This is a genomic window from Clostridium sp. BL-8, assembly GCF_002006495.1.
Classification (GTDB): Bacteria; Bacillota; Clostridia; order Clostridiales; family Clostridiaceae; genus Clostridium.
In genome coordinates this window covers 1-23,765 of the sequence record NZ_LZZL01000082.1, presented here as the reverse complement: position 1 = coordinate 23,765, position 23,765 = coordinate 1, and the positions used below count along the sequence as shown (strand labels likewise).

At 29.5% G+C, this 23,765-nt stretch carries 30 protein-coding genes and 1 pseudogene; 26 read left to right on the top strand and 5 right to left on the bottom strand.

The window, feature by feature from the left end:
* The first annotated feature begins 382 nt into the window (after positions 1–382).
* Both CLOBL_RS21955 and CLOBL_RS21950 read left to right on the top strand, forming a co-directional pair.
* Entirely contained in the window at positions 383–898 is a 516-nt protein-coding gene (locus CLOBL_RS21955) for a GNAT family N-acetyltransferase (RefSeq protein WP_077860975.1), read from the top strand.
* 310 nt (positions 899–1,208) lie between these two features.
* Positions 1,209–1,751, top strand: a complete 543-nt coding sequence (locus CLOBL_RS21950; protein ID WP_077860974.1) for a GNAT family N-acetyltransferase — start codon at positions 1,209–1,211, stop codon at positions 1,749–1,751.
* Positions 1,752–1,994: 243 nt separating this feature from the next.
* On the opposite strand, the gene CLOBL_RS21945 is transcribed toward CLOBL_RS21950, so the two are convergent.
* Complete coding sequence (locus CLOBL_RS21945) at positions 1,995–2,318, bottom strand: hypothetical protein (protein WP_347472938.1); 324 nt, start codon at positions 2,316–2,318, stop codon at positions 1,995–1,997.
* A gap of 288 nt (positions 2,319–2,606) precedes the next feature.
* Here CLOBL_RS21945 and CLOBL_RS21940 point away from each other — a divergent pair, with 288 nt between their 5' ends.
* From CLOBL_RS21940 to CLOBL_RS21915, 5 genes are all read left to right on the top strand, one after another.
* Positions 2,607–3,356 (top strand): GNAT family N-acetyltransferase, encoded by a 750-nt coding sequence (locus CLOBL_RS21940; RefSeq protein ID WP_077860972.1) that lies wholly within the window; start codon positions 2,607–2,609, stop codon positions 3,354–3,356.
* 103 nt (positions 3,357–3,459) lie between these two features.
* Complete coding sequence (locus CLOBL_RS21935) at positions 3,460–4,131, top strand: UDP-N-acetylglucosamine pyrophosphorylase (RefSeq protein WP_077860971.1); 672 nt, start codon at positions 3,460–3,462, stop codon at positions 4,129–4,131.
* 93 nt (positions 4,132–4,224) lie between these two features.
* Positions 4,225–4,863, top strand: coding sequence for an alpha/beta hydrolase (locus tag CLOBL_RS21930; protein WP_077860970.1), 639 nt, complete (start codon positions 4,225–4,227; stop codon positions 4,861–4,863).
* A gap of 854 nt (positions 4,864–5,717) precedes the next feature.
* Positions 5,718–6,341, top strand: a complete 624-nt coding sequence (locus tag CLOBL_RS21920; RefSeq protein ID WP_077860968.1) for a DUF4085 family protein — start codon at positions 5,718–5,720, stop codon at positions 6,339–6,341.
* Between the two features lie 167 nt (positions 6,342–6,508).
* Positions 6,509–7,432 carry a glycosyltransferase family A protein gene (locus CLOBL_RS21915; RefSeq protein WP_242953897.1) on the top strand — a complete coding sequence of 308 codons (924 nt, stop codon included), beginning with the start codon at positions 6,509–6,511 and terminating at the stop codon, positions 7,430–7,432.
* A 241-nt stretch (positions 7,433–7,673) separates the two neighbouring features.
* On the opposite strand, the gene CLOBL_RS21910 is transcribed toward CLOBL_RS21915, so the two are convergent.
* The 3 genes from CLOBL_RS21910 to CLOBL_RS21900 all read right to left on the bottom strand — a co-directional run bounded on the left by CLOBL_RS21910 (position 7,674) and on the right by CLOBL_RS21900 (position 8,790).
* Complete coding sequence (locus tag CLOBL_RS21910; RefSeq protein WP_077860967.1) at positions 7,674–7,997, bottom strand: hypothetical protein; 324 nt, start codon at positions 7,995–7,997, stop codon at positions 7,674–7,676.
* A 106-nt stretch (positions 7,998–8,103) separates the two neighbouring features.
* Complete coding sequence (locus tag CLOBL_RS21905; RefSeq protein ID WP_077860966.1) at positions 8,104–8,436, bottom strand: hypothetical protein; 333 nt, start codon at positions 8,434–8,436, stop codon at positions 8,104–8,106.
* A gap of 36 nt (positions 8,437–8,472) precedes the next feature.
* Complete coding sequence (locus CLOBL_RS21900) at positions 8,473–8,790, bottom strand: hypothetical protein (protein WP_077860965.1); 318 nt, start codon at positions 8,788–8,790, stop codon at positions 8,473–8,475.
* A gap of 702 nt (positions 8,791–9,492) precedes the next feature.
* On the opposite strand from CLOBL_RS21900, the gene CLOBL_RS28665 reads away from it, so the two are divergent.
* The 19 genes and pseudogenes from CLOBL_RS28665 to CLOBL_RS21805 all read left to right on the top strand — a co-directional run bounded on the left by CLOBL_RS28665 (position 9,493) and on the right by CLOBL_RS21805 (position 22,745).
* Positions 9,493–9,645: a helix-turn-helix transcriptional regulator gene (locus CLOBL_RS28665; protein WP_347472939.1), complete on the top strand. Its 153-nt coding sequence runs from the start codon at positions 9,493–9,495 to the stop codon at positions 9,643–9,645.
* A gap of 204 nt (positions 9,646–9,849) precedes the next feature.
* Positions 9,850–10,647 (top strand): DUF692 family multinuclear iron-containing protein, encoded by a 798-nt coding sequence (locus CLOBL_RS21885; RefSeq protein ID WP_077860964.1) that lies wholly within the window; start codon positions 9,850–9,852, stop codon positions 10,645–10,647.
* Positions 10,648–11,172: 525 nt separating this feature from the next.
* Positions 11,173–11,634 carry a hypothetical protein gene (locus CLOBL_RS28200; protein ID WP_179117815.1) on the top strand — a complete coding sequence of 154 codons (462 nt, stop codon included), beginning with the start codon at positions 11,173–11,175 and terminating at the stop codon, positions 11,632–11,634.
* A 187-nt stretch (positions 11,635–11,821) separates the two neighbouring features.
* Positions 11,822–12,073, top strand: a pseudogene (locus CLOBL_RS28660) (N-acetylmuramoyl-L-alanine amidase); the annotation flags it as partial.
* A gap of 6 nt (positions 12,074–12,079) precedes the next feature.
* The gene (locus tag CLOBL_RS21875; RefSeq protein ID WP_242953898.1) at positions 12,080–12,538 is read left to right on the top strand and encodes a hypothetical protein; all 459 of its coding nucleotides are present in this window, start codon (positions 12,080–12,082) and stop codon (positions 12,536–12,538) included.
* Between the two features lie 487 nt (positions 12,539–13,025).
* The gene (locus CLOBL_RS21870; protein ID WP_077860961.1) at positions 13,026–13,325 is read left to right on the top strand and encodes a hypothetical protein; all 300 of its coding nucleotides are present in this window, start codon (positions 13,026–13,028) and stop codon (positions 13,323–13,325) included.
* A 196-nt stretch (positions 13,326–13,521) separates the two neighbouring features.
* Entirely contained in the window at positions 13,522–13,728 is a 207-nt protein-coding gene (locus tag CLOBL_RS21865) for a hypothetical protein (RefSeq protein ID WP_179117814.1), read from the top strand.
* Between the two features lie 227 nt (positions 13,729–13,955).
* The gene (locus CLOBL_RS21860) at positions 13,956–14,603 is read left to right on the top strand and encodes a TetR/AcrR family transcriptional regulator (protein WP_077860960.1); all 648 of its coding nucleotides are present in this window, start codon (positions 13,956–13,958) and stop codon (positions 14,601–14,603) included.
* A 128-nt stretch (positions 14,604–14,731) separates the two neighbouring features.
* Complete coding sequence (locus CLOBL_RS21855) at positions 14,732–15,850, top strand: aldo/keto reductase (protein ID WP_077860959.1); 1,119 nt, start codon at positions 14,732–14,734, stop codon at positions 15,848–15,850.
* A 596-nt stretch (positions 15,851–16,446) separates the two neighbouring features.
* On the top strand, positions 16,447–16,968 hold the full coding sequence (locus tag CLOBL_RS21850; protein WP_077860958.1) for a GNAT family protein: 522 nt from the start codon (positions 16,447–16,449) through the stop codon (positions 16,966–16,968).
* A 204-nt stretch (positions 16,969–17,172) separates the two neighbouring features.
* Positions 17,173–17,418 (top strand): hypothetical protein, encoded by a 246-nt coding sequence (locus tag CLOBL_RS21845; protein WP_077860957.1) that lies wholly within the window; start codon positions 17,173–17,175, stop codon positions 17,416–17,418.
* A gap of 205 nt (positions 17,419–17,623) precedes the next feature.
* Positions 17,624–18,544: a YafY family protein gene (locus tag CLOBL_RS21840; protein WP_077860956.1), complete on the top strand. Its 921-nt coding sequence runs from the start codon at positions 17,624–17,626 to the stop codon at positions 18,542–18,544.
* A gap of 47 nt (positions 18,545–18,591) precedes the next feature.
* The gene (locus tag CLOBL_RS21835) at positions 18,592–19,293 is read left to right on the top strand and encodes a 4Fe-4S binding protein (RefSeq protein ID WP_077860955.1); all 702 of its coding nucleotides are present in this window, start codon (positions 18,592–18,594) and stop codon (positions 19,291–19,293) included.
* Positions 19,294–19,543: 250 nt separating this feature from the next.
* Positions 19,544–19,990: an ASCH domain-containing protein gene (locus CLOBL_RS21830; protein WP_077860954.1), complete on the top strand. Its 447-nt coding sequence runs from the start codon at positions 19,544–19,546 to the stop codon at positions 19,988–19,990.
* A gap of 44 nt (positions 19,991–20,034) precedes the next feature.
* Positions 20,035–20,712: an HD domain-containing protein gene (locus CLOBL_RS21825; protein ID WP_077860953.1), complete on the top strand. Its 678-nt coding sequence runs from the start codon at positions 20,035–20,037 to the stop codon at positions 20,710–20,712.
* 374 nt (positions 20,713–21,086) lie between these two features.
* Positions 21,087–21,320, top strand: coding sequence for a hypothetical protein (locus CLOBL_RS21820; RefSeq protein WP_077860952.1), 234 nt, complete (start codon positions 21,087–21,089; stop codon positions 21,318–21,320).
* A gap of 13 nt (positions 21,321–21,333) precedes the next feature.
* Positions 21,334–21,597, top strand: coding sequence for a hypothetical protein (locus tag CLOBL_RS21815; RefSeq protein WP_077860951.1), 264 nt, complete (start codon positions 21,334–21,336; stop codon positions 21,595–21,597).
* 297 nt (positions 21,598–21,894) lie between these two features.
* The gene (locus tag CLOBL_RS21810; protein WP_242953896.1) at positions 21,895–22,056 is read left to right on the top strand and encodes a hypothetical protein; all 162 of its coding nucleotides are present in this window, start codon (positions 21,895–21,897) and stop codon (positions 22,054–22,056) included.
* 215 nt (positions 22,057–22,271) lie between these two features.
* Positions 22,272–22,745, top strand: a complete 474-nt coding sequence (locus tag CLOBL_RS21805; RefSeq protein ID WP_077860949.1) for a pyridoxamine 5'-phosphate oxidase family protein — start codon at positions 22,272–22,274, stop codon at positions 22,743–22,745.
* A 209-nt stretch (positions 22,746–22,954) separates the two neighbouring features.
* Here the strand turns inward: CLOBL_RS21805 and CLOBL_RS21800 are convergent, their stop codons facing one another.
* Positions 22,955–23,440: a hypothetical protein gene (locus CLOBL_RS21800; protein WP_077860948.1), complete on the bottom strand. Its 486-nt coding sequence runs from the start codon at positions 23,438–23,440 to the stop codon at positions 22,955–22,957.
* Positions 23,441–23,765 lie beyond the last annotated feature (325 nt).

The following is a 23,765-nucleotide window of genomic DNA, read 5'->3' as shown; positions in this document are numbered from 1 at the left end:
AAGAGTGCTACTTAAAAAATTCAATGAATAGTAAAATTATTACGTTTGATAAAAGTGGACATACTCCCCATAATGATGAGCTATATAAATTTATAGAGACAGTTATTGATTTTTTACGGTAATCATAGCAATCAATAAAGAATCAGTTGATACTAAAAACAATCTACACAAAACAAAAAAATTATGCAGAGGAACTGTAAATACCATATTGAGGTGCATAAATTTAAGATGGTGCTACTGCAAAGTTTATTATATATCTTAAGTTTATGCTATTATTTTGGTCTCAACATCGAAATCAAACCAACTCAAAAGCAAGAGAGGAAACTAAAAGGTTTAAAGTGGTATAATATTTTAATCAAAACTATTATTAGGAGGAATAAATATGGCTATTAGACCAATAACAGACAATGATCTACAAGCTATTGCTAAAATATATACTGAAAATTGGAGGACAACTTATCTAGGCATTTTACCAGATTCTTTTTTGAAAAGCATGACATATGAACATTCAAAAGAAAAGTGGTTATCATATATTCATACAGATAAGCAAGGTGCCTTTGTTGCCGTAGACGAAAATGATATGATAATTGGCTTTGCAGCATACAAGCCATATGATGATTTGAAGAAATGTTTGTTACTTGATTCGTTGCATATTTTGCAATCATTGCAAGGTGGTGGACTCGGAAAAAAATTGATTTTTACAATCGGTAAATATGCTTATAATAACGGATATGAAAAAATGTCCATCTGCATTGTAAAAGGAAATGATAGAGCAGAAGCAATATATACTCATTTAGGTGCAAAGCCCTATAAAGATTTTATTGACTATTTTGAAGCGACACCATCTAATTCATCGGTTTTGCTGTGGGATGATTTGAATATGTTTATTTCCAAGTAACAAATTTAAATTTATCATGATATAATGTTTTGTACATTCTTCTCAAATCATGAATCACTAAAAATAAATAGTAAATCGTAAAATCGTAGTATTCAAGAAATTGAATTTGCGATTTTTTGATATGCAATTCTAATAGTCGGTGCAACTGCCCCAATGTAGATTTAACGCAGTAAATTATAAAAAATGTTCTTTGAAAATTGAATAATGCGATTTTTACAAAACATGCTATAATTAATGCAGAATATTAAATTAAGCCGACATATTCATAATTATTTAACCGTAGAAATTAAAAGTTAAGGGGGAAGACAGGATGAACTCAAGTTTATTTCACACATTGGAAGGTAAAAATGTATATTTTAAAGCATTGAGTTTAGATGATGCACAAGAGATACATAGCTATGCATCAGATAAGGAAGTCAAACGTTTTATAGGTTGGAATTTGATGCATAACTTAGATGAAACTCGCAACCATGTTGAAATGATGATAAATCGTGAACTAGCAGGCACGCATTTATATGCATCTGTTGTTTTGAAATCAACTCAGGAAATAATAGGAACAGTTATGCTTTTCAATTTTGATAAAGAATCAAATCATGCTGAAATTGGATATGTTTTTCATAGAGGGCATTGGGGAAAGGGATATGGCACTGAAAGTGTTGCATTGATTACTGATTTTGCGTTTGATTCACTTAATCTTCATAAGCTTAAGGCTAGAGTAACTGATGCTAACATTAGTTCTATTAGAATATTAGAAAAGAATGGGTATCAATTGGAGGGGCGACAAAAGGATGAAGATTTTATAGAAGGCAAATATTTTGATTTAGTACTTTTAGGTAAAATTAATTCAAAATGATAGTTTTGCGGGCTAATCATATACTGTCCACTATCATTTGTCACCTGTCATCTAAAAAAGATGTGTCGAATCTTTCTTAAATTATGAAGAATTAAAAGTAATATGAATCAATAAAATAGCAAATTGTAAAATCGTATTATTCAAGAAAATGAATTTGCGATTTTTTTACTATACGATTCTATTATTCTAAGCAGTTTGTAAATTTAACGTAATAAATTAAAAAAGACACTTTAAAAGTGCCTTTTATGATAATACTACACCGCCGGTTCCATAAATTACAAGTGAATAGTCATAGCTAAGAGGAGGTAAAACCTGTTGAGGAATTGTAGGACCCAATCTTACTAGTGCATGTATAGTTTGTTCTGAATCAAGAACTATAATAATAGCTTTGTCATTAGATTCTGCCATTCTTACAGTAATGGCAGAACCTATTAATAAGTTATTGTCTCTTACATTATAAATACCTTGAGTCAAGGTTTTAGTTTGTTGAGCAAAAGCAGATATTGTATTTAGATTAATTGATAGAAATAAAAAAATAGAAAATATAATGAAGAATTTTCTCATCATTTTTACCACCTTTAAAGTTAAATTTTATCTAAAGTATATTGTTATTATGTGAACTTGGGAAACAAATATTCAAGATGTAGAAAGTTCATAGTGCTTATTAATAAAAAAATAAGCTCCTACAAAGAGGAGCTGCAATATATGGACTTAATAAAATTAATATATAGATTTATTTTTATTATATGAAATAGATAGCTAAATGTGATATTTACAATTTATGTTATAATTGATGTAGAATAGCAAAATAAAGTTAAATAGAGATTAGTTAGAAAATATAAAGGAGATAAATTTATGAATACAAAAGCTGATATTTTAGAAATTGCTAAAGCTCAATTGATGCTAGATTATAATTGTCAGTTATCTGATTTTTTGAAAAAAGAAAATACAATAGTTGAAAATAGACTTATTACAGGAAGGCGTATATATGAGAGTGATGGATGCTTTTTTAAAGCAGTTTGCTTTGGCAATATAGCAATTATCAGCGCATCATCCCAAATTATGCCCTGGTGTCAAGAAGAATTGGTGAAGAAAAATTCCGCATGGCTTTTTGAATATCCAAAGCTTCGAGTAATTGATAAAAAATTACAGGAATTTGGTCATGAAATTGCAGATGTTCATCATTATTATCTTCCGAATTCCAATGTAGTAGAGATAAAGCCAATTACTGATGTAAAATGGTATGAGTATGAAGATATTTTTCAATTTAAAGATGATGATAGATTTCAAGAGGCTTTTGCCTTCGATAAAAATCACCCAGATATGCTTGCAGTTGCTGCCGTGGAAGAAAATCATATAATGGGTATGGCAGGAGCTAGTTCAGATAGTGAAACCATATGGCAGATAGGCATTGATGTTTTACCCAAATACCGGGGTATGGGCATAGGAACAAACTTAGTTGGGCTTTTAAAAAATGAGATTTTAAAGCGCGGCAAAATACCATTCTATGGTACTGTGGAATCACACATTAATTCTCAGAATATTGCTGTTAACGCTGGCTTTTTTCCGGCATGGGCTGAACTTTATTCAAAAGCGATGAAGTAGAATAAAATGAAAGGTTATTAGATAAATCTTTAGTTACTATATACTATGGATTATTCCTATAAAACATGATGGTAATATATTGTGAAATACAAGGAGGATTATTATGGGCATTTCCGTTGATGAACTTTTTACATTGAGAGAATTAGACGCACAAGCAATATTTGGAGGGATTAAGCATCCTTGGGAAGTTCTTACAAGAATTAATACTTTCATTTTAGAGTATGCAAAAACTCTACCAAATGATTTTGAAAGAATAGAGGAATTTATATGGGTTGGAAAAGGCACTACTATTGAAAAAAGTGTTCTGATAAAAGGTCCAGCGATTATCGGTTATAATTGCGAAATCAGGCATTCCGCTTACATTAGAGAAAATGTTATCATTGGTAATAATGTTGTCGTTGGAAACTCAACTGAAATTAAAAATTCAATTCTATTCAATAAAGTGCAGGTTCCGCATTATAATTATGTTAGTGATTCAATATTAGGGTATAAAGCCCATTTGGGGGCAGGTGCAATAACCTCTAATTTGAAGTCCAATGGAACTTTAGTAAAAGTAAAATATGGTACAGATATTATTGAAACTGGTTTAAGAAAATTTGGTGCAATATTAGGTGATTCAGCGGAAGTAGGATGTAATGCAGTTTTAAACCCAGGGACAATATTAGGAAAAGGTAGTATTGTTTATCCGTTATGTTCTGTGAGGGGTTATATTCCAGAGAATAGTATTATGAAAAATACTGGTGAAATTAAGAAGTGTTCTTTGATAATTGAATAATATGATGTTTACAAATTATGCTATAATTGATTTATAATAGTATTTTGTTGTGAAAGAATTATTTTTACTCAACATTAATGGAGGGATATGTCTATGAATGAAACAAATATTCAATTTAAATCCTACTGGGGAGAAACTCTATCAAATAAATGTATTAAGCAGAATAGTGATGTTTTGGCTGTCATTCTTCCAGGAGAAGGATATACAAATGATAAACCACTTATGTATTATTCAAGTAAAATATCATTAGAACTTGGATTAGATGTTCTTTATGTAGATTATGGATTTCAAATTCTACATAAAAATTTTGATATTAATGAAGAACTTGATATTTTAGTTAGAGAATCAGAACAAGTTTTAATAAAATGTTTGAGTGAAAATTATAAAAAAATAATTTTTATTGGTAAAAGTTTAGGAACTATTATCCAAAATAGATTATCTAAAGAATTGAGAGATTATGAACAAGTGCATGTTTATTTAACGCCAGTAAATGAGACGGTTAAATATATGGTAAATTATCCATGTCTTGTTGTTACAGGTAAAGATGACGGAAAAATTAATAGTTTAAATATGAATGCACTAGAGAATAGGAAAAATATTAAATTAGTACAAATTGATGAAGGAAATCATAGTCTTGAATGTTTAGATGTATTAAAAAGCATAGAAATGTTAAATACAATAATGAGGACATTAAAAAATTTCTTATTGCACATTCCAAAGAGTAAAATATGAGTCACGTAAGATTCTTATATCATGAATCAATAAAAATAAATAACATATTATAAAATCGTATTATTCAGAAGATTGGATTTACGATTTTTTTAATGCGTAATTCTAATTTGTGTAACAATTAATAAAAAATGTTCTTTGAAAATAGAATAATGTAATATTTATATGGTGTATTATAATGGTAAGATATGCTAATAATTTTGATTTAATGGCACAGTGATAATTTTAGAAAACCTTATTATTTAAGAAAGGCTAATATATTATGTTTAATAAAAACACCAACAATAAAAATTCTTTAAATAATACTATTGTAAACATAGTTATTTTCATTTTATGGATTGTATTAGTTTGTACAATAATTAGTTCAATTATAATATGGGAAAAAACAAGCAATTTGGTGTGTGTTATATCAGGCGTTATTGGGACACTAGGAATTTTACTCAATATCTATCTTTTATTAAAAGAAAAATCAAGAAAAAATGAATGATAATCACAAGTATTGTACTTAATAAAAAAACATGTAAGACACTACTTTAACATTTATATTAAATAAATCAACGAAAATAAGTAACAGATTGAAATTATTAGAATGGAGGCAAGTAATAGAAAGGAGTTTGTATGAACAAATGGTTTTCATATTTCCTATAATATTAATGATGGTTTACTTAAATGGCTCAGCCTTTACATATGTATTAATTTACTTAACATTTGGAGTAATTGGATATTTAATAACTAAATCTATTTTAAAGATTAAATCATCTAAAAATAATTAGATATGTTCAAAAAATAGTGAATTATAACATAACTTTAATGTTATATTAAAGTTTAATAAATATTTGGGGGCTGGTATATTAGTTATGAGGTACTTTACAAGTGAGATATATGAAAAAACGCAAATAAGAGGGAGGTTCCCTTTAAGGACTGATAATAAAGAAAAATGGATGCATCAGTTGGATAAGTTCTATAACGGCGGCCATAAGCATGATATGGTGCTTGACGCATTGCTGTTTAAGTATATTCCAGAAGTAAAAGAGGATATTCTTCAAGGAAAAGAATTTACTGACAAAGAAGTGTCACAAAAACTTTATGAAAGAATCAAAGAGATGGCAAATGAGTGGAAAAATCTATGTAGTCTATATAAGACTGAATATGAAAATATAAAACAGAAATTGCCATTAAGTCTGCAAGAATTAAGAAATTATCATTTTCATGATAATACTTTATTATCATTGAAAAAAGAAAGTAATGATATGTTAATTATAGAACTAGAATGCTATATATTAATATTTAAAAATGTTATTCAACTTGAAACTGTAGATGATATTGTAGGAGATATATGGATTGATGAAGAAGTACATTTGTCTGATACTGGAGGATTTGAATTTCAAGTTCTATTTCTCGCTTCTCAAGGCTTATTAACTTTACATGAATTTAGTGTTATTGCAGATGATATTATTATTAGAAGTAAGGATATTAATTAATTCACAATAATGCAGATTTGACGCAGTAAATTATAAAAATGTTCTTTTAAAATTGAATAATATGGTATTTACAATTTATGTTATAATTAATTCAGAATAGTATTTCAGTACGACATATTAAAGATTCAAAACAAGCCAACAAATAGTAATTTAGGGAGGATATTATAGTGGATATAAATAATGATAAGTATTATATTAGCAAAGATGTCGAAGCGGTTATTACTAGTTTTAATCAGGGTTCTATGATTCTTGAAGCAGTTCATTCTTTATGCAACCAAACAACACTACCAGCAAGAATTATAATAGTGGATGATGGATCAACGGATGAGAACTCCATTAATATATTGAATAACATCAAATTGGATTCCAACATATCCGTTCCAGTAACAGTACTGCAGCAGCCAAATGGCGGAGTATCTGCTGCAAGAAATACTGGTATTCGTATGGCACAAACACCAATGGTTTTGGTACTTGATGGAGATGATAGACTTGAACCCTCGTATATTGAGCAGGTTAGCCACATATTGCGCGATAATCCATCTATGATTGCAGCTTCATCTTGGATGCATACTTTCGGAGTTCTTGATGCAACAGTTTGTCCGTGTGGAGGTAACATAGTTGCATTTCTTGCGCGTAATTGTTGCCCGGCAACACATATCCTTCGGCGTGAAGTATGGAAACAGTGTGGTGGCTATGATGAGTCCATGTGCTCCGGTTTTGAGGACTGGGATTTCTTCTTAAGTATGTTGGAAACTATGTCAGATACACATATTGGAATTGTCCAAAGACCGTTAATAGACTATCGTACTGCGCCTGCCTCGTCAAATGTAAAAAGCATGTCGAAGCGACTTGATCTCATGCACTTTATTATTGAAAAACATATCAATGCCTATCGGGAGCATGTAACTGAAGCGATACTGGGGATTGAATCCACATCTATATCAAGGCTTTACGGATGGGAAAGTGAAATTCTCCATACGATAACGATAAAACATACTCTAAGCAAAGCATCAGACGATTTTATAGAGCATCCATCGTATGGTGATGGTGGTATGGCTGCGGCAGTTCGGATTGCGTCATCTCATAAATAAGTGTCATAAATTCCAATTTATCAGATACTTTCTGGGGTCAACCTAAATTGCTTCGCAATTTTCTTGAATCATGAACCAATAAAATTAAATAACAAATTGTAAAATCGTATTATTCAAAAGATTGGATTTACGATTTTTTGTTGCGCAATTCTAAAATGTTACGCGGTATGTAGATTGGATGTAGTAAAGCGATATAAGGATTTGGTAGTGAATTATAAAAAAGATGCCATAATGATATCTTTCATGAAAGGGTAACTGTTCCACCACTAATAATTATAATGATAGAACCATCAGTAAGCGGTTTAAGGAGATAACTAGTGGAGTTTGCCTCCAAACATAGGAATTCTTGCATAATTTCGTCTGAATCAAAAATAATAAGAATTGCTCTACCATTAGGAGAAGTATTTCTAACATTGTAGGAAACATTAGTTAATAATCCAATATCTTTAACTTTATATAATCCTTGGGTAAGGGATTTAGCTTCAGGGGCTGCAAAAGCTAATATGATATTTGAGTTAAGTAATAGAAATAAAAAAATAGAAAAAAGTGCAATAAATCTTTTCATTATTTTGACCACCTTAAAAATTATTTTATTAAATATTATTATGTGAACTTAAAGAATAAATATTCAAGATGTAAAAAGTGTGTATTAGGAGGGTGATGAAGAGACACTAACTAGATGCCTCTCGAGAAAAATCTAAGATTCCTCTACCTAGTATAATAATTATATAGTCATTTTTGAGAGGTATTAAATCATACTTTTTTGATTGAGGTATCAATCGTATGAGTTGAATTAGATTTGGTTTAGAGTCATAAATAATCAGTAAAGCACGTTCGTTAAAAGAGTTATTTTGAACAGCATAGTTAGTATCGGGAGATAACTTTAAATCATTTATTGCATATATACCTTGGCTGCCAGCTGAGGATATCTGTGCATAAGATATTGTGTTATTAGCAAAGAATAAACATAAAAAAAATAAGAATACAGAAATGGATCTTTTCATAAATATTCTCACCTACCTTTAGATTTAAGTAATATTTTAAGATATAATAACTTCTCCTTTGCCAATGACAGTCACTAAATAGCTAGTAAATGGAGGTTGAAAAGAATATTTTTTTGATAAAGGCGCTAATTCAATAGACTCGTAAACAATTTCATTAGTGTCAGAGATAAGTACAACAACATATTCATTGAGTGAAATATTTTGTACATCATAAATTTTATTTTGAGATAAATTTAATTGTTCACTTGTATAGATCCCTTGAGAAAGAGGTTTTGAGTTAGCTAAGGAACAAACAATAAAAGTATTAAATGAAAAAAACAAAAAAAGAAAAAATGTAATACTAAATCTTTTCATGATATATAATCACCTCAATATAACTTTAGCGTAGATAGTTAAAGAAACTATAATTATTATGATTAGTTTTAAATAATATTATTCAAAAGAAATTTAATTTGATAAATGATTTGATACGCAATTCTACTATTAAGACTAGCACGCTGGTTGAAGTAAAAAAATAAGCTTCTATCATAGAGAAACTTATTAAATAAACATATTATAAAAACTAAAAATATTATTATATAATAGGATTTACTGGAGTGAAAGTTAGCTGTCCATCACCCAATATTATAATACTATAACCTTCTTTCATAGGTTTTAGGATATATTTTATGGAATTTCCCTCCAAACGTATAGATTGCTCTATTCTTTTGCTACTATCAAATATAATAAGGAAACTTTCAGCAGATGAAACATTTTGAACAGCATACTCAACATTTAAAAGTAATCTTAAATCCCTTATTTTATAAATGCCTTGAGAAAATGTTTCTGGAGGTTGGGCGCTAATAGGAATAGCATTTAAACTAAATGATACAAGCAAAAAATGGAAAATATAATAATAAATTTTTTCATTGCACTATCCACCTTTAAAGTTATTTTAAGCCAATTAAACATGTTGTTATTATGTGAAATAAAAAAATAAATATTCAAATGTAGAAAGCGAGGCGTAACAATGAATATAGGATTAATGATTGACACAGAAAGAACTAAGAATAATTTATCTACAAAAAATTAGCAGAAGCGGTTGGTTGTAGTTCAAGAGCTATAGAATATTGGGAAAGTGGTAAAAGAAAAATAAGTCTAGAGAATGCAGATAAGATTTTTAAAGCATTAGGAAAAACACTTATTATCGGTGTTAAAAATAATGAATAATAGCGCGTAATTCTAAGATGTTGCGCAATATGATGTAGTAAATTATAAAAATGTTCTTTGAAAATTGAACAATGTAGAGTTTGGAAGTTGTGATATAATTTGTTTATACTGGTAGAAACCTATGTGTTTTATTGTAATTAAAAAATTATCAAATAATTTCGGTTAGCAAATGTTATGCGAGATATGTAAGGAGAGAGGTTTATTATGTATATTGGGTGCAACTGGTCAAAAGCATTGGAAATTCTTATTGAAAGAGATGCGGTTAAAGTAGATTATATTAAAGCTGGTGCTTATGGAACATTTAATGAACAGTTTGCTAAAATGCGATCATTACGTCCAATACTACTTCATGGTTTAGGAAACTTTGAATGTACTGGAATGAATAATATAGAAATAGTAGATTTTGATTTGGCAAATAAATTAATTAAAGATTGTAGTTCTCCTCATTATGGATTACACCTTACACTTAAAAACTCTGATATGTATCAAGGAATGACAGAAGAAAATATATATGAGAAAATGTGTGAAAACATTCAGATATTTAAAAATAACATGTCAGTTCCGCTACTACTTGAAAACATTCCAGATACACCAGAAGATAGGGGAGTATATGATCATTATCCCTATTTTAGGCCAGAACAAATTAACAGATTGCTTGTAGATAATAATGTATCATTTTTACTTGATATATCACATGCAAAGATTACTGCACAGTATCATGGATTGGATGTTTATGATTATATTTCTAAGCTACCTCTTGGTCGGATCGTAGAAATTCATGTAAATGGCTCTGGTTTTGATAAAGATGGTTTTCCAGCAGATACACATGAATCTATTAAGGAAGAAGATTATAGATTGTTAGAATGGGTACTTAATCAGTCTAATCCAGATGTTGTTTCACTAGAGTATGTTGGAACAAAAACTGAAGATGAGGAGACTATTATTTGCTTGTTGCAAAAGCAGTTAAAGAGACTACAAAACATATGCAGTCAAAGTAGATAGGTAAAGGAAATATTTAATTAAAAACTAAATAATGATCTACTGGTATAATATTATATAATTTGAAGTCTATCTATAATACTCTTTGTTATGCTTCATATGCATGTGATGGAAATTTACATAAAGTTGCTAAAAGCAAAAAATTTCAACTCAAATTGTTAAAGCTATTGATGAAGGATATAAAGTATTAAAATCGATGGGATATTCTATTTTGGCAAAAATGAAGAAAACCTTGTTAGAAAGAAATCATACAAGAGATCGAATTTACGATTTTTTAATACTAAAGTTTAATAAATCGCACAGTAGTTTAAGACTCTCGTAAAACATAATAAAGAGTAACGTATCAAAAGGGGAAATGAGTGTTACTCTTTATTATTATATTTATTTAATGGGTAAATGTTTATGAAAAAAATTATTATTAACTTAGTAAGCTTATTATAATTAGTTAATTGTTTGAATTAAGTAGAATGCCAAGTGCGGCCAATATTTGTGGAAATAACAGTAATTGAAGACCCATATGCAACAAAGTTGTTGTTAGCCAATACAATTCCAGTGAGATTTTTAGAAGTACCCGAAATTTTCGAATGCCAAGTTACCCCGTTATCTCTAGAAATAAGAATAGTACCAGAGGATCCAACTGCAATAAATATATTATTTCCAAAGGTAATTGAATTAAGGTCGTTAGAAGTACCAGAAGTCTTTGAACGCCAAGTTTTGCCGATATCTCTAGAAATAAGAATAGTACCGGAGGACCCAACTGCAATAAAGCTATTATTCCCAAAGGCAATTGAATTAAGATCATTAGAGGTGCCTGAAGCTTTAGAATGCCAAGTTAATCCATCATCTCTAGAAACAAGAATAGAACCAAAGGATCCGACCATAACAATAGTATCGTTTCCCATGAGAGAAGAATTAATTAGCATATTTTCGTTAGCCTGGCGGTTGGGAGAAGATTTATTTGAAAAGGACACTTATATAGACCTCCTGTAATTATTAATAAATAACTTATAAAGTATTATATTTAATAAGTATTAAATAATATACAGAATAGATAAACTTTAATGAATGAAATACATAAAGAGAAGGAAAATATAATACTTAGAAAATATACTTAAATTTCTAAAGGATTTGACATAATATAAGTAAGTAACCACTTGCTTGGCGGGCGGTTACTTACTCCTGGCATTGTGGTGATGGCGGTGGAAAGTATGGGATAACCAATGGAAATTCTTTAGGAGTTGAAATGTGCTTGGAAGCTGATGGGAAGCCTTCAGAAAACACAGTAAATAATACCTTAGATTTAGTGAGATATTTGAGAAATAAATATGATATTGATATTAATAATGTGGTAAGGCATTATGATGCAAGCAGGAAGATCTGTCCAGGAAGTTTTAGTGATAACAATTGGGCAAGGTGGTATGATTTTAAGGACAAGCTGTGTAGTTTTACAATAAGAGGAGAATGGCTTCTTGAAAATAACAAATGGTGGTATAAACATGAAGATGGTTCATATACAAAAGCTGGATGGGAGAAAATAAATGGCAGATGGTATCTTTTTGATGAAGAAGGCTGGATGCTTTATGACTGGAAAAAGAAAGAGGATAAGTGGTACTATTTAGGAAATTTACAGGATGGCTCCATGAAATATGGCTGGCAGTTTCAGGATAATAAGTGGTATTACTTTGGAGAAACTGAAGATGGAGCTATGAAAACAGGCTGTCAGGAAATAGAGGGCAAATGGTATTATTTTAGCGATGAAGGAGTTATGCAGACAGGATGGATTAAGGATAAGGACAAAGATTATTGTTTTTATTCAGATGGATCTATGATTCATGACTGTAGAATTTACGGATATAGCTTTGATAGTAGTGGAGTGGCTGTTAAAGTGGAATGAAAATTTGAGGTGTTTGTTCAAAGTATAGAGAAAATATATCACTTAAATTTTGGAAAGACATATTTAGATTGTAAAAATTAATAAAAGTCTTTAAAACCGTAGTATGTATATTGCGTATGAAAGGGCGAGTACAAAATGTTTAAATATAAATATTATGAAGAGCAACAGGAAAAGTTAAATAAATATTTAGCAACTATAATTTAAGCGAAAGATGATATTTGTACTTATGTTAGAAGCAATGGATTAGGTTGTTCAAAGTGTATTTTATCTATAAATGATAAATAGATTTATACTTAAAAAAGGCACTGTATAATATCCTAAAAATAATAGGTAGTCAATATATATTTTGAAAATCCATAAAACTTGTACCATATTAGTATTAATATATTCTGATAGACATTAAATAAGTAATTGTAGTTTGAATTTGCATATAATTCTAGTTATAGTCATTTTTATAACATGTATAGTATTTTATGGGAGGTTTTGTATGAGTGAATTTTTGAAATTAGAGAATTTTGTTGGGCATTCAGATGTAAGTTATGAAGAAGTTATAGTTCAATTTTTACAGGATAACGGAATAATGATTGATGATTTTGAGTATGTAGGGAAATGTGATTCTGAGTGTTTGGAATGTAATGCAGAAAGATTTAGTGTCTGGCGTAAGGATATAGGAGTCATCGAAGAAGAAAACATTTTTACGTTCGATTTAGATGCCGCTGATGAAACATTAGATTTTGCTATATACTTGTGTACTAAATGCAAAAAGTGGACTATTTATATTGAATAACACACTATTCTTAAATTATAAATCGATAAAAATAAATAACGTATTGTAAGTAAAATCGCATTTATTCAAGAGATTGAATTTGCGATTTTTTTGATGCGTCATACTAAGGTCCGGTGTAGAAAGAAGTGATAATAAATGAACAAATGTGTATTTGTAGCAATCAAAGGTCTAGTTGTTAGGAAAGACAATATTGTTTATGCAAGAAAACTTAATTATAAATGGTGTAAGTGAAAATGATGAAAGAATTGAAAGAATAAAATTGGATATAAAAAAAATGGAATTAGAAAATAAGAATATAGACAACATATTAAGACTATTACCTGAAAAAAATTATAAAGTTATTAGTCTTATTTATATACAGGGTAAAGAAAAGAAGAAAGTTGCGAGGGAATTAGATAGATAAAAGAGACAAATAGATTACAGTATAAACAAAGCGTTAAGAACAATTTCAAAAGGGTTTATATAATAAAAGTGTCATAATGATGACACTTTTATTATAAGTAAATAGACTTATGTGGGATTTTATTATATTTTAAAAAAGTACTTTACAAAAGAAATTTAATAATATAACATAAAAGTAAACTTGGAGTTTATTTTTGCAAATATAAAGTAAGTTTTTAGAGGTTATAGATGGAAAACGGAATAGGAAAAGAAGCAAAAAAGAAAATAAGAAGAGAGAATATTGTTAATGCAGCAGAGACCGTATTTTTTTTAAAAGGAATAGATGGAGCTACTATGGATGATGTGGCAAAGGAGGTAAAATATAGTAAAAGAACAGTTTACTCTTACTTTGAAAGCAAGGAACAATTATGTTATGAAATTACTTGCAGGGCTTTTGATATGTCAGAGAAAATGGAACAAGCAGCATTAGAGCTTAATTCATTAAAAAATGGATTGGAGAAGATTTTAGTTATAGGTAAAGCAAAGATAGATTTTCTAAATAAATATCCGGATTACTTCAAGTTTATTTTGGCTTTTAATAATATGAGTGTTAAAAACTTACCACGCGATGAAGTTATCATGGCATGTTATGAAAAACAATCTAAATTATTCTCTATACTCACAGATATATTAAAAGAAGGCATAGAAGATAAAAGTATAAGAAATGATTTAAATGTAATAAATACTTCATACATATTATATTTAAATATTATGAGTTTAATAAAAATAATATTAGAAAAAGAAAATGCAGTAATAACTGATCGGGGAGTAGACATAGATGAAATTATTGAGACCATGTTTACCTTAACTATAAGATCTATAAAAAACTATGATTAAAATATAGTGATGTGATCATCACAAATAAGGGGGGCGAAATGGTAAAAGAAAGAACTGTAAATATCATTAAGTAGACTAATAAAAGTATCTTATTTTAGATATTAGATAAATGTGGAGGTTGGTATTGTATGGCATATTTAGGCGAAAATATTCCGAAATTAGGTTTCGGGTTTATGAGGCTTCCTATGATTGATAAAGAAGTTGATATTGAACAGACAAAGGAAATGGTAGATCTGTTTATGGCCAAAGGATTCAGTTATTTTGATTCCTCATGGGCCTATATGGGAGGCAAATCTGAAGAGGCGATGAAAACAGCAATCGTTGACCGCTATCCACGCGAGAGCTTTCAAATCGCGACAAAATGTCCTGCGTGGATTGTAAAAACTGAAGAAGAAGCTAAGAACATGATTTGGACTTCACTTAAGCGCACTGGAGCAGGCTATATAGATTATTACCTGCTTCATAACTTGGGAGAAAGCCGTACAAAAACTTTTGATGACTTCGGTATATGGGATTATGTCCGGGAGCTGAAGGAAAAAGGGATCATACGTCATATAGGTTTTTCAATTCATGACAAGGCGGATGCAATAGACAAAATTCTAACCGAGCATCCTGAGATGGAATTTGTACAGTTCCAGTTGAACTATGCCGATTGGGAGAGCAACTCAATCGAGGCACGCAAATGCTATGAGGTTGCGCTGAAACACAACAAACCCATCATTGTTATGGAGCCGATCAAAGGGGGCGCACTGGCAAATCCTGTTGACAGCGTTAAAAAAATATTCGAAGAAGCGAATCCAAAAACATCTGTTGCCTCTTGGGCAATCCGGTATGCGGCTTCTCTGGATAATATCATCACTGTACTTAGCGGAATGTCCTCAATCGAGCAGGTAAAAGACAATGTTTCATATATGGAACATTTCAAGCCACTTAATGAAGATGAGAGAGCCGTTGTTGAGAAGGCGCGGAAGGCATTCAGTGAAATACCGTGTATTCCTTGCACTTCATGTGAATATTGTCTAGAAGGCTGCCCTCAGAAAATACACATTCCTAATGTTTTTGCAGCGTATAACCGCAAAATGATTCACAATGATTTTATAGGTGCCCAGGGAAACTATCTATTTTCGGTTATGGTTGGGGGAAAGGCTTCAGACTGCATCGCCTGCGGTAAGTGTGAAGGAGTCTGTCCTCAACATATTAATATTATTGAAAACTTAAAAACTATAGCTGAAGAGCTAGAAAAATAAAAATGGCATGATTGTTGTGTTAAGTATATTCACGCATGAACAAAGGTAATCTGATTTTGTGTTTATAAAGCTCCTGTCTATTAATATCACATAACGCTATCATATTTTACAAAGGGATTAAAAATGGAATATTTAGATTTAATTGAAAAAAGATATACATTGATCTCTGTTTTACTCAAGCTCCAATTGTACTTGGTAGTTTCTCAATTCCTGGAGAAAGTTGGGTAAGAAAAGATGGTAAAAATAAGAAGTGAAGTTCTTTCTCAAGGAACTTCACTTCTCACATTTTACACGCCTTTTAAAGGAATGATAAAATGTACCAAAAAATCAAGAAAATGATTAATAATCTAGAATTACGTGGTTGCAGTAAAGACAAAATTAAAAAATGGGATAAATATTTATGAAAAAATTATTATCAACTTTGTAACTTTATCATAATTGGTTAATATGTCAGGACAGTGACCAATTTAAATTATAATATGTAGATAGGATGTAGTAAATTATAAGAATGTTCTTTGAAAAGTGAATAATGTGATTTTACAAAATATGCTATAATTAATGATGGATAGTAATATGATACGTTAAGGAGGCTTTTTATGGCAGATATTATAATCAGTTTACTAGAGGAGTCCGATGCACAGAAACTTTTTACATTTGAACTTAAAAACAGGGCTTTTTTTGAGAAAGTAGGTTTCTCAAGAGGAGATAACTATTATGAATTAAATAATTTCAATACAATAATGAAGGAGTCAATTGAAGAGCAAGAGAAAGGATTAGTATATATGTATTTAATAAAGAATCATAACGGAATGATTCTTGGCAGAATAAATTTATTATCAGTAGTAAGAGGAATTTTTAATAAGGCTGAACTCGGTTATAGAATTGGGGAGGAACATCAGGGGAAGGGGTATGCAACAAGTGCAGTAAAACTTATTTTAGATAAAGCAGTCAATATTCATAAACTTCATAGAATAGAAGCAGGAACATCACCTTATAACATAGGTTCTCAAATAGTATTAATTAAGAATGGCTTTCAGTTTACTGGGCGTAATAGTAAATACATTTATAAGAATGGAGAATGGTGTGACAGCATATTTTTTGAAAGAATATTCGACTGAATATAAGCTGTTAAATACGATTAAGACGCATTCTTAAAATCAAGTAAAATATTCAATTAGATACTGAGTGAAAAGATGAATTTTTATTATTACCAATTTAAAGATAGAGATATAAAAGAATGTTTTGAGAATAATGCAAACAAAAGGTAAAAACTACTGTTAGAATATCATAAATAGATATATAATAGTGAACGAGGTGACATAATGGGATATAAAAAAAGGCAGCCTAGTTCACAAATAAATAGAGCTAAAAAATCTAGTGATAGACCGTATAATATACATATGAAATTCATGTATGCTGGAATTATATGTTTAATTATTGGGTTTAAATTTCACCAATTCTTTTTAATGACAGGACTGTTAGAATTCTGCGGGTTAATACTTATGTTTAGGAATTGGAAAAGAATAAATGCTGAATATGAACAAGGAAAACAAGCTAAGAAGAAGTAAAGTACTTACAAATGTAAGTACTATTTTTATATCTAAAAAGCGGCATAAATATTAAAAATAGAAGTATGAACAATGATTTTTAAAAGTGAATAATATGGTGTTTTTATGCTATACTTTTCAATATGGATTATTTTGTGTTAGTTGAGGATACCTTTGGTAAAGGCACCTGTGAATTAATTTATGATAGTGAAATGTAGGTGTAAACGTGAAAATAGATCGTTTATTGGAAATTATAACAATATTGCTAAATAAAGATACTGTATCATCAAAAATGTTAGCTGAACATTTTAAGGTATCAGTAAGAACAATACAGAGAGATATGGTTAGTATTTCTCTTGCAGGTATTCCAATTTATTCAGCTGAGGGAAAAAATGGTGGATATGCTATTTTGCCAGACTATAAAGTAAGCAGTCAAATTATGAAACCAGAAGAGCAGCAATTCCTTGTTAAGGCTCTTGAGAGTTTAGCTACTTCGTACTCAAATGAATCGTTAGCAGGATTGATCAAGAAGTATAATGCCATAATAGATAAGCAGAAATGTAAAAAAATTTTCTGGGACTTTGGGGTTACAAAAGAAAATCAGACAGTACAATGGTTGAACGCTGAACTTGAAAAGGCGATATCTGAAAATAAAATTGTAAAATTTCGATATAGGAATGCTAAGGGAGAAGAATCGATAAAAACTGTTCAGCCATTAGCGATACATTATAAATGGTATGCCTGGTATTTGTTCAGCTGGTCATTTGATGCGAAGGGGTACAGAACTTGTAAAGTAGCGAGAATTCAAGATCTGGAACTGACAGAGGATATCTCTGATATAGATCATGGTGATATAGAAACATTAATGAAAGAATCTGAGAATGAGTATTATCAAACATGCAGTTCTATAGAAGTGCATTTTTCTAAAGAAACAATAGAATTGATGGAAGAATATTTCCCTGATTGTAAGATAGAACAGGTTCATACTAATGAATATCGTCTTTTCATTGATGTACCACAAAATGAAAGATTATGGAAGGCATTGTTATTAAGTTTTGGTGATAAAGTGACAGTAGTGTCCCCGATAGAGTATAAACAAGAGTTAATCCAGACAGCAAAAAAATTCTTATCAAACTACGACATATAGATGTCGCAATGAAATGGTATGATAAGAAAAAACAGGAGGATGTTGGGATGAATGCAAAAGAAGTAAAAGAAAGACTCTATAACTTGGAAGCAGATTTGTGCGGAATTGCGAGCATAGACAGATTTTTAGGAGCACCGGAAGGATATCATCCTTTAGATGTTTTGCCTACATGCAAATCTGTGATAGTCATTGCAAAAAGATTTCTTGCTGGGACATTATGTTGTAATACGACTGTACCGTATACAATCGTTAGAAATATTTTATCAGATAGAATGGATAAAATTGCCGTACAATTTTGTACAGACTTGGAAAAGCAGGGGATAATCGCTGTCCCTACAGGAACTATTGGTCCAACAGAATTTGACAAAAGCACTCAAAGATATAGAAATATAGTATCAGCAAAGCATTCTGCACAATTGGCAGGATTAGGTGTCATAGGCAAGAATACATTACTGATTACACCTGAGTTTGGAAATATGGTTTGGTTAAGTGTTATTTTAACAGAAATTGAATTGAAAGCGGATAAATTAATTGAAAATAGCTTTTGTAATGATTGCAATTTATGTGTTAATGCATGTCCTGTACAAGCACTTGGAGAAACAGAAATGAAACAATTAACCTGTTGGGAATATGCCTTTGGTAGAGAAGATGGTGGTGAGTGGAAAATTAAGTGTCATAGATGCAGAGATATTTGTCCATATTGTTATGGCAAAATAAACAGTAATATGAAACGAAAGAAAATGAGTTGATACACAATCTTCTTAAGTTATGAATCAATAAAATTAAATAGCAAATTGTAAAATCGTATTATTTAAGAGATAAATTTACGATTTTTTTACTGATCAGGTTTGCAATCCTAAAATGTTACGCGGTATGTAGATAGGATGTAGTAAATAAAAATTAGTTCTTTGAAAATTGAATAATAAGATTTTTACAAAATATGCTATAATTAATGCAGAATAGTAAATTATTACGTATATGATGGGAGTATTGAAAAGTATGACAGAAAAAGAGATGTGGAATTCATATGCAAAGAACAGCCATGTGAAAAATAAGACCTATGATGCTTGGTGCTTTGGCGGAAATGCTTCAATGGCAAATAAACTTGCAAAACTTGTAGTAAATGGTATCAAAACTGCAACATCATCTGCTTATCAATTATATGAAATTGAAAATAGTCTTTTGCCACCAATAGGTGGTTTAAACATTATATTAGACTCTGATAATAATGCTGTCTGTATAACTGAGACAATTAAAGTTTACACTTGCCCATTTAATCACGTATCAGAGAGCCATGCATTTAAGGAGGGCGAAGGAGATTTTACATTAACATATTGGAGAAAGGTGCATAAAGATTTTTTTTCAAAAGAATTAAAAGTACATAATTTAGATTTTGATGAAAATATGCTTGTTGTTTGTGAAGAATTTAAAGTAGTGTGGAAATAATAAATAACTTGTATTTTCAATTAGAAACGGAGGAACTATAATTAATGAATATAGAGTTATATAAAAATATTGAAAACTATATGCTAGAATGTATGAACGATAGTGCCCATGATAAGGAACATATTTATAGGGTTTTATATATGGCATTAGATATTGCTAAATATGAAAATAAAGTTGATATGGATGTTCTGATTACTTCTTGTTTACTTCATGATATTGGTAGAGAAGAACAATTTAGTAATTCGAAATTATGTCATGCTCAAGTTGGTAGTGAAAAGGCATTTAACTATGTTATAAATAATGGTTTTTTAGAAGAAAAAGCTGCTCATATAAAATCATGTATATTAACACATAGATTTAGAAGTGATAACCCTCCGAGCAGTATAGAAGCAAAGATATTATTTGATGCGGATAAATTAGATGTGACTGGAACACTTGGAATTGCACGAACACTATTTTATATAGCACAGGTATCAGAGCCACTGTATTCCATTGAGAAAAATGGAACTATATTAGATGGTACAAGTGATAAAAATCCATCTTTTTTTCATGAGTATAAATATAAGTTAGAAAAACTGTATGATAAGTTCTATACTAACAGAGGAACTCAAATAGCTAAAGAAAGACAACGCTCTGCCATTGAGTTTTATACAAGCATGTTAAAAGAGGTTAAAGATTGTTATTCTAGAGGTATAAGTGAGCTAGACAATATACTAGAGTAAATATAGATTATAGAAATGTTAATTCGGATTTATCTTTAATTATGAATCAATAAAAATAAATAGCAAATTGTAAAATCGTATTATTCAAGAGATTGAATTTACGATTTTTTTAATGCACAATTCTAAAAAAGTGAGTAGCTTGATTAATATTTATAAAGGCAGTAACTAGGAGCAATCCAGTTGGTGCCTTAAATTTATTTATTGCTATTTTTATATGATGAGCTGAATATTGCTGAAATGATTTTTTTATGGTTTTACGTGAGTTAAAAAGATAGTTCTTCAAAATTATACTAAAGTATAATATACATTGACGATAAATAGAATTACAATAAAAACCATATTAAAAATAATCTTTAAGAGAAAAGGGGAAAAAGATGATTAAACTAGAAAATGCACTTATTTCTTTAGCACTTATAATGGCTTTATTCTTGGCTATTATTGCAATAATACGGGGATATAAAGGTATGAAGATGAGCAAATATTTTGATACCTCCGATAAAAAAGTAAAAGTTGGGTATTGGTTTCTTTCTGCTATACATATGTGGGTGGGCATTTTAATAACTTTGTGTTATTTGATTGCAGGAGTGTTGATTTTAAATAAATTATAAGGAGTGTGATTTTATGGGGTTTTTAATTTTTCTACCATTTATTGTAGCTATATTTGGAATTATTATTGCTCTTATTTGTTTTATAGGAATATGTTTGATAGTTATAGGTGGTACAGGCATAGCAATGAATAAAATATACTTGAAACAGATGAAAACAAATGATGGTGTATTAAAATCTTTATTTAATATAAGCTCAATAATTTTAGGAAGTATATTTATATTATTTCCTTTAGGATATGTTTTACATGAAATTATTTTGTCATTAGCATCAAAATAAGTATATAGGTGATATTTTGTATAAGGGAGTATTTAAAATAATTCTATATATTCTTATTATCTATTTACAGGAAGGTTTATATTTAAAAAGAGACTATTTAGTTATAAAGGTCACTCAAAAAGCAATCATATCTAAAAATTTAACAATGCGAGATTTACACTTTGTGTTATAATTGATTTATAGTGGTGAAAAAGTGAACCAAAGGAAGTAAAAAATATATTTTTATGTTTAAAAGATTATATAATTGTAAATAATGGTGAACTGACTGGAAATCGCATTATGCGAGGGGGAAAAATTGTGCAAGGTATATGTACTGGAATTACATTAGCAATAATACTAATTGTAATTTTAGAGATATTCAGATTTTTTAGACGGATAACCAATGTATCAAGAGAAATAGATGATTTAAAGAGAAAAGTAAATAGTATTGAGGAAGTTATTAAAAATCAAGAGGAATAATATTAAGGATCCTTCGCTATCTTCTTTAAGTGAGTAGTTAGATTAATGTTTATAAAGGCAGTAACTAGGAACAATCCAGTTGGTGCCTTAAATTTATTGTATGCTTAATGTAGCAAAAAGAAGTGTGTTCCTTGTAAATTAAATAATATGTTGCTTACAAAATATGGTACAATTTACTGTGAGATAGATTATAACTTGTAAAGGGGATGCAAAAAATGACTACATACGAAAAAAGTTTAAATGTTTTAAAAGAGTTATTTGCAAAGGATTATCAATTTGCTTTAGCAACATCAAATGATAATATTCCATCGATTAGATTCATAGACACTTTTTATGATGAGGGTGCTTTCTATATTACTACTTACGCAAAATCACAGAAAGTACAAGAGATTGAAAAAAATTCTGAGGTTTCAATGTGTAATAAACTATATCGTTTTAGCGGAATTGCCTATAATATTGGACATCCATTATGTGAAAAAAATCATGCAATTAGGGAAAAGTTGATAAAGGCGTTTGATCCATGGTACTTTGCACACAATAACGAAAATGATGAAAACATGTGTTATGTAAAAATAGAATTAAAACAAGGATTTTTTTATAAGGATGGAACTGGCTATAAAGTTGCTTTTGAAGCCAAAAAAGCTGAGGAATTTCCATTTACATTTGATATTGTAATGATCGATTCGTGATAGTAAAATATTTCGTCTTTTTAAAAAATGAAAAACATAAATAAAATAAATATGGTATAATATGGGCAGTGAAAATAATCTAAGCACTTATTGATGTAGCAAAAATTATTTTAGAAGTTTTTACAAATAACCAAAGTCCAATTTTAAAAGTTAGTTATAAGAATTATAAAGGCAGATTAAGTTATAGATACTTAACCTGCCTTTAGTTTTTAGTCCTTAAGATTATTTTTTAGATACTCATAATAATAGCGGATAGCCTCATCAACAATTGTATTTAAATATACATTATCATCTTCATGGATAACTTTTATTTTACTTAAGATTCTGACTGTTGAGCGCCTTAAGGTATAACTTCTTACCATATCAAAGGCTTCACAATCAATAGAAGGGGTTCTGCCATTGGGATTGACATTTAGAGTTCTATGGTCTAAAACATCTTCTTTATGAGTAGCTTTATTAAAAGAATTAGCATTAGTCGAGATTACCTTAGCAGGAGTGCTTGTGGAGTCTTTGGTAGAACTTGAATTTGTAAAAACTTCAATTGGCTCATCAGATGAATCAAAAGAAAAAGATCTTAAAAGCTCGCCTTCAATTTTTGCCTCACCATCACAAAATTCACTTACATCTAGTTCGTCATCTTCATTAATGCTAAAGTCATCTTTAATTTGATCTTTACTTTTTGTAGTTATGTTCATTAATAAACCCTCCTTGCAAGTTTTTGAATATGCATCAATGTAAATCAGAGCCAGTAATTAAATTATCCTCAGCAGATTTAATTACCTTATATAATAGAAATATGCAAATATAAAAATATATAAATACTTAAATAGAAAAAAATTAAAATTTATTCATATTTATAAATTTTCATAGGTTCATAGAAAACTATAAAAATATGAAAATATGTTTAAATATTTCTAGGTAAATTTTTTTATAGAAACATATTTATCTAGGAATATATGTACAAAGAAAAATATTTTCATATGAAAAAATTTATATATAAAAATATGTAAATATATAAAT